Origin of the sequence: Nocardiopsis sp. TNDT3, assembly GCF_003427465.1 — a bacterium.
In the GTDB taxonomy this organism is placed as follows: domain Bacteria; phylum Actinomycetota; class Actinomycetes; order Streptosporangiales; family Streptosporangiaceae; genus Nocardiopsis; species Nocardiopsis dassonvillei.
This window is the reverse complement of sequence record NZ_QPFC01000082.1, coordinates 1-5,676: the sequence shown is the minus strand read 5'-3', so window position 1 is coordinate 5,676 and position 5,676 is coordinate 1. Positions and strand designations below refer to the sequence as shown.

The window sequence follows — 5,676 nt, the reverse complement described above, 5'->3', positions numbered from 1 at the left end:
CCTGGACGCGCTGGTGTCCGACGGCCTGGTGGACCCCCTGGACGACGGCCGGTACGCCCTGCCGGGCTGAGCGCGCCCGGTTCGGGGAGGCCGGTCGCCGCGCGGCGACCGCGCGGGGCTCGGCCGCACGGCGCGGACGGAGCGCGGGCGCACCCCGGCCCCGGCGCCGTCCCCGGTCCGCACGGCCGGGAGGGGCGTCTCAGGTCCGCGGGCCGGGGTGCCGCGCCGCGGCGGTCCCGGTCTCCCCCGCGGGGCCGGCCTCGGTGCCGGAGTGGCCGTCGCTGCACGGCGCGCCCGGCTCGGGGGTGTTCTCGCCCTGGACGAACTCCACGAGGTACTCCGCCAGGCGCGGGTCCTCGGGGTCCTCCAGCAGGATCTGGGAGCCCCAGGCCGACGCCACCACCGGGGCGGGCAGGCCCTCCACGGGGCTGACCACCAGGTAGTCGCCGGGCGAGTAGTACCCGGCCAGGGTCTGGACCTGCGCCTGGGAGAGCCCGGGGTCGTAGGCGATCCACACGGCGCCGTGCTCCTGGGCGTGCACGACGTACTCCGAGCGCAGGGGCTGGTCGTAGACGCCGCAGTTCTGCCAGATCGGGTAGTGCGGCCCGCCCGCGGGCGGGAACATCCCGTAGTCGACGGTCTCGCCCTCGTCCACGTGTTCGCTGGACAGGCCCTCGTAGTACCGCACCTCGCCGACGCCCTCCGCGGAGGTTCCGCCGCCACCGCCGGAGAACAGCCACACCGCGGCGATCCCGCCGCCCAGCATGAGGACGACGACCAAGGCCACGGCCCCGATGATCAGGCCGGTCCCGCCCTTCCTGCCCGGCTGGGGCTGGTGCGGGTACGGACCGGGCGGACCGTAGGGACTCTGGGGGCCGGGCGGACCGCCGGGCGGAACCGCGCCGTGGTGTCCTGGGGGCGCCTCACCCGGCCGGGGACCGTGTGGAGCGGGTCCGGGCTGCGGCTGCCGCGCCTGCCACGGATCGTGCTGTCGGGGATCTGGATGAGTCACGTTCGCACCCTAGAACATGCCGGGCGGGCGCACACCCCGCGGCCGGACGCGCGGCGTCGGCCCTGCGCGCCCCGCCCCCCGCACGACGAAGGGGGCACCCCCGAAGGGGTGCCCCCGAAGTCACGGGCGGTCGGGCGGCGCTACTCCCGCTTGCCCGCGGCCGACTCCTCGACCTCGGGCGTGTCCGGCACCGCGGCCGGCTTGGGCACGCCCTTGAAGGTGAACTTGGCGTCCGTGCCCTCGCCCTCGGCGTCGATCACCACGATCTGACCCGCCTTGAGGTCGCCGAACAGGATCTTCTCGGACAGCTGGTCCTCGATCTCCCGCTGGATCGTCCGGCGCAGCGGACGGGCGCCCAGCACGGGGTCGAACCCGCGCTCGGAGAGGATCTGCTTGGCCTTGGGCCGCAGCTCGATCCCCATGTCCCGCTCCTTGAGACGGCTGTCCAGGCTCGTGATCATCAGATCCACGATCTGGAAGATCTCCTTCTCCGTCAGCTGGTGGAAGACGATGATGTCGTCCACACGGTTGAGGAACTCGGGCCGGAAGTTGGTCTTGAGCTCCTCGCTGACCTTGGCCTTCATCCGCTCGTAGTTGGTCTGGGCGTCGTCCTCCTTGGCGAAGCCCATGGCCTGCCCCTTGGAGATGTCCCGGGTACCCAGGTTGGTCGTCATGATGATGACCGTGTTCTTGAAGTCGACGTTGCGACCCTGGGCGTCGGTGAGACGTCCCTCCTCCAGCACCTGGAGCAGCGAGTTGAAGATGTCGTTGTGGGCCTTCTCGATCTCGTCGAAGAGCACCACGGAGAACGGCTTGCGGCGCACCTTCTCGGTGAGCTGGCCGCCCTCCTCGTAGCCCACGTATCCGGGCGGGGAGCCGAACAGCCGCGAGACGGTGTGCTTCTCCATGAACTCGGACATGTCCAGCTGGATCAGCGCGTCCTCGTCCCCGAACAGGAACTCGGCCAGCGTCTTGGACAGCTCGGTCTTACCCACACCGGACGGGCCGGCGAAGATGAACGAACCACCCGGGCGCTTGGGGTCCTTGAGCCCGGCGCGGGTACGGCGGATCGCCTGGGAGAGCGCCTTGATGGCGTCCTCCTGGCCGATGACGCGCCGGTGCAGCTCGTCCTCCATGCGCAGCAGCCGGGAGGACTCCTCCTCGGTGAGCTTGAAGACCGGGATGCCGGTGGAGGCGGCCAGGACCTCGGCGATGAGCTCCTCGTCCACCTCGGCCACGACGTCCATGTCGCCGGCCTTCCACTCCTTCTCCCGCTGCGCCTTCTTGCCCAGGAGCTGCTTCTCGTCGTCGCGCAGCGACGCCGCCTTCTCGAAGTCCTGCGCGTCGATCGCGGACTCCTTGTCGCGGCGCACCCCGGCGATCTTCTCGTCGAACTCGCGCAGGTCCGGCGGAGCGGTCATCCGGCGGATGCGCATCCGCGAGCCGGCCTCGTCGATGAGGTCGATCGCCTTGTCGGGCAGGAACCGGTCGCTGATGTAGCGGTCGGCCAGCTGCGCGGCGGCCACCAGAGCGCTGTCGGTGATGGAGACCCGGTGGTGGGCCTCGTAGCGGTCGCGCAGGCCCTTGAGGATCTCGATGGCGTGCTTGATGGTCGGCTCGTCCACCTGGATGGGCTGGAAGCGGCGCTCCAGCGCGGCGTCCTTCTCCAGGTACTTGCGGTACTCGTCCAGCGTGGTCGCGCCGATGGTCTGGAGCTCACCCCGGGCCAGCATGGGCTTGAGGATGGAGGCGGCGTCTATGGCGCCCTCAGCCGCGCCCGCGCCGACCAGCGTGTGCAGCTCGTCGATGAACAGGATGATGTCGCCGCGGGTGCGGATCTCCTTGAGCACCTTCTTGAGGCGCTCCTCGAAGTCACCGCGGTAGCGGCTGCCCGCGACCAGCGCGCCCAGGTCCAGCGTGTACAGCTGCTTGTCCTTGAGCGTCTCGGGGATCTCGCCCTTGACGATCTTCTGGGCCAGACCCTCGACCACGGCCGTCTTGCCGACGCCGGGCTCACCGATCAGGACCGGGTTGTTCTTGGTCCTGCGGGACAGGACCTGCATGACCCGCTCGATCTCCTTGTCCCTGCCGATGACCGGGTCGAGCTTGCTCTCCCGGGCGGCCTGGGTCAGGTTGCGGCCGAACTGGTCCAGCACCAGCGAGGTGGAGGGGGTGGACTCCGACGAGGCGCCGGTGGCCTGCGGTTCCTTGCCCTGGTAGCCGTGCAGCAGCTGGATGACCTGCTGGCGCACGCGGTTGAGGTCCGCGCCCAGCTTGACCAGGACCTGGGCGGCGACGCCCTCGCCCTCGCGGATCAGGCCCAGCAGTATGTGCTCGGTACCGATGTAGTTGTGGCCCAGCTGAAGCGCCTCGCGCAGCGACAGCTCCAGGACCTTCTTGGCTCTCGGGGTGAACGGGATGTGCCCCGACGGGGCCTGCTGCCCCTGGCCGATGATCTCCTCAACCTGCTGCCGAACCGCTTCGAGGCTGATACCAAGGCTCTCCAGAGCCTTGGCGGCGACGCCCTCACCCTCGTGGATGAGACCGAGCAGGATGTGCTCCGTACCGATGTAGTTGTGGTTGAGCATCCTGGCCTCTTCCTGGGCCAGAACCACCACTCGCCGCGCGCGGTCGGTAAACCTCTCGAACATGTCTCGTCGCTCCTCTACAGAGCGGTCAGGCAGGGACGGTTCACTCCGACCCAACTCTTCCGCATATCGGCCCCACAGGGATGAACCGCCCCGGGGAGCGCTGTCGCACCCGTCCGTACGGTCGACCGGCTGCCGACCAGACGTAGGCCTCCGTACGGTCGGCCGCAGCCGTCCGTGCCAGAGACTTTCCCCGACGATAGGGCGTTCACCCAACATCCAACTACCAATTGCGGCGCCAGATTTCCCTGTACGCCGAAGGCGAACGGCCCGGGCTCTCCCTGTGTCACAGGAGTGCCCGGACCGCGCACGTGTAAGCGTTATCGGCTCTGAGCGAACAAGCCGCGTGTTGTTCTTCCGACCGGACCGTTCGGTCGGGGAAAGCGGGAAATGCGCGCCGTCGACCGGAGCGGGGATGGTGTGGGACTCGGGTCCCGCGACCGGGGCCGCGGGACCGGAAGCGAGTGCCTTTCCCCGGAACCGGGAGGTGTCGCGTGCGGTCCCGATCGTTCGTGGGCGGTCGCGCGCGGAGGCGGCGTCGCGGCGCTCCGGCGCACTGCCCCGCTCCGCCTCGCCGTCCGGCCCAGCGCGTGGGTGTGGCGGCGGAGGTCTGGAGCCGCGGGGCCGCAGGAGCGCTGTCATCGACGCGGAGCCCTGTCCGGCGCTCCGTACCGCCCGAGGGACCCGTCGGGCCCGGCGTATCCCCTGGCATCCCGTGTCACTGGGCCGCGCCGCGGCCCGGGATGGTCGGGTTCGGGTGTCTTCCCCCGGCAGGTACCGACCGTAATTCGATCAAGACCTGACAACATTTCGGCGAACCGGGGGTCGGCGGCAAACCTAGCCCTTGATGGCCTCATATTCGGCGACGATCGCCGCGGGGATACGGCCGCGCTCATTGACGGGCTTGCCCGCGGCCTTCGCCCAGGCGCGAATCTCGGCGCTGCGCTCACGGCTGGGAGCATTCCGGCTGCCGGTGCGGCGGCCCGCGCTGCGGGACGCCTTGGCCGGAGCCTTGCGGGCGGCGTCGACGAACGGAGTAAGGGCCTCGCGGAGCTTGGCCGCATTACCCGCGCTGAGGTCGATTTCGTACACGGAGCCGTCCAGACCGAACGTCACCGTCTCCTCGGCCTCGCCGCCGTCGAGGTCGTCGACCAGGAAAACCTGGACCTTCTGTGCCATGGAATCAAACCTTTCAGAAGAGCGGTGTCTCCACACCTGAATGTAAAGCTATCTCGCGAGAACGCGGAAGACAATTCCCGGCGTGCCTGAAATCACCCGGACACCGTGTCGGGTTTCGGGGGTCACCGGCGGGCGCGCGGGATCGGCGAGATGGCCCGCGCACGCGCGTGGCCGGTTCGTCGCTCCCCGAGGAGCGCGTGATCGGTCGAGTACCGTATCAACGACCGTCGGATTCGGTGCGTTCCCCACCCCGGACAATCGGCGTCTCGTTCGCGGCTCCCGGCTCAGCGGCCCCGGAACCATCCCTGCCCTCACCCGTGTCTTCGGCCGCCTTGTCCTTGCTGACCAGGCTTCCGTCCATCCGGCGGGGCGCCATCTCCTTGCGCAGGAGCTGGATGACGAAGGTGCAGAAGACGGCACCGACAACCACCGGTGGGATGAGCGCCGACAATACGTCGATCAGTCCGGGGGGAAGCACCGACGACAAAAAGTTCCCCATCGAAGCCGTCCACCCTTCCTGGTTGTTACTTATTGCAGCAAATACCCGACTCCGTGTCGGGCTGCTCCTGGGGGATGGCTCGCCAGGCACCCGGGCAAACGCATACCGGACATCATAGACATCGTTTGCCCCCGGTTTGACACCGGACGTACCCGAGACACCTCCGGCAAACCCGAAGGGGGCCAATGTCCGGCCGTGCGTTCGGCGCCCTGGTGTGTCCGCGGGGGAACACCGTGTCCACCGGTGTCAAATCCCGACCCTTCGTCACCGCTTCGCGGAACTTCCTTCAACGTGTGGGCGGGACTCCACCCCTGGGGTACACATTACCCGCCCCCTTC

Annotated in this window: 4 protein-coding genes; all 4 read right to left on the bottom strand. The window is 69.2% G+C overall.

The genetic code is table 11. The annotated features are described in order from the left end of the window. Positions 1-199: 199 nt before the first annotated feature. The 4 genes from DQW06_RS02400 to DQW06_RS02385 all read right to left on the bottom strand — a co-directional run bounded on the left by DQW06_RS02400 (position 200) and on the right by DQW06_RS02385 (position 5,338). Positions 200-766: a DUF3105 domain-containing protein gene (locus DQW06_RS02400; RefSeq protein WP_049800400.1), complete on the bottom strand. Its 567-nt coding sequence runs from the start codon at positions 764-766 to the stop codon at positions 200-202. A gap of 386 nt (positions 767-1,152) precedes the next feature. Continuing rightward, positions 1,153-3,663 (bottom strand): ATP-dependent Clp protease ATP-binding subunit, encoded by a 2,511-nt coding sequence (locus DQW06_RS02395; RefSeq protein WP_013155981.1) that lies wholly within the window; start codon positions 3,661-3,663, stop codon positions 1,153-1,155. A gap of 834 nt (positions 3,664-4,497) precedes the next feature. Continuing rightward, positions 4,498-4,839 carry an Lsr2 family protein gene (locus tag DQW06_RS02390; RefSeq protein WP_013155980.1) on the bottom strand — a complete coding sequence of 114 codons (342 nt, stop codon included), beginning with the start codon at positions 4,837-4,839 and terminating at the stop codon, positions 4,498-4,500. A gap of 217 nt (positions 4,840-5,056) precedes the next feature. Further along, positions 5,057-5,338, bottom strand: coding sequence for a hypothetical protein (locus DQW06_RS02385; RefSeq protein WP_013155979.1), 282 nt, complete (start codon positions 5,336-5,338; stop codon positions 5,057-5,059). Positions 5,339-5,676: the final 338 nt, after the last annotated feature.

What these genes read in the sequence shown, in the direction of transcription:
- DQW06_RS02400 (WP_049800400.1), bottom strand. Translation starts at nt 766, where the DNA reads ATGCTGGGCGGCGGGATCGCCGCGGTGTGGCTGTTCTCCGGCGGTGGC.
- DQW06_RS02390 (WP_013155980.1), bottom strand. Translation starts at nt 4,839, where the DNA reads ATGGCACAGAAGGTCCAGGTTTTCCTGGTCGACGACCTCGACGGCGGC.
- DQW06_RS02395 (WP_013155981.1), bottom strand. Translation starts at nt 3,663, where the DNA reads ATGTTCGAGAGGTTTACCGACCGCGCGCGGCGAGTGGTGGTTCTGGCC.
- DQW06_RS02385 (WP_013155979.1), bottom strand. Translation starts at nt 5,338, where the DNA reads ATGGGGAACTTTTTGTCGTCGGTGCTTCCCCCCGGACTGATCGACGTA.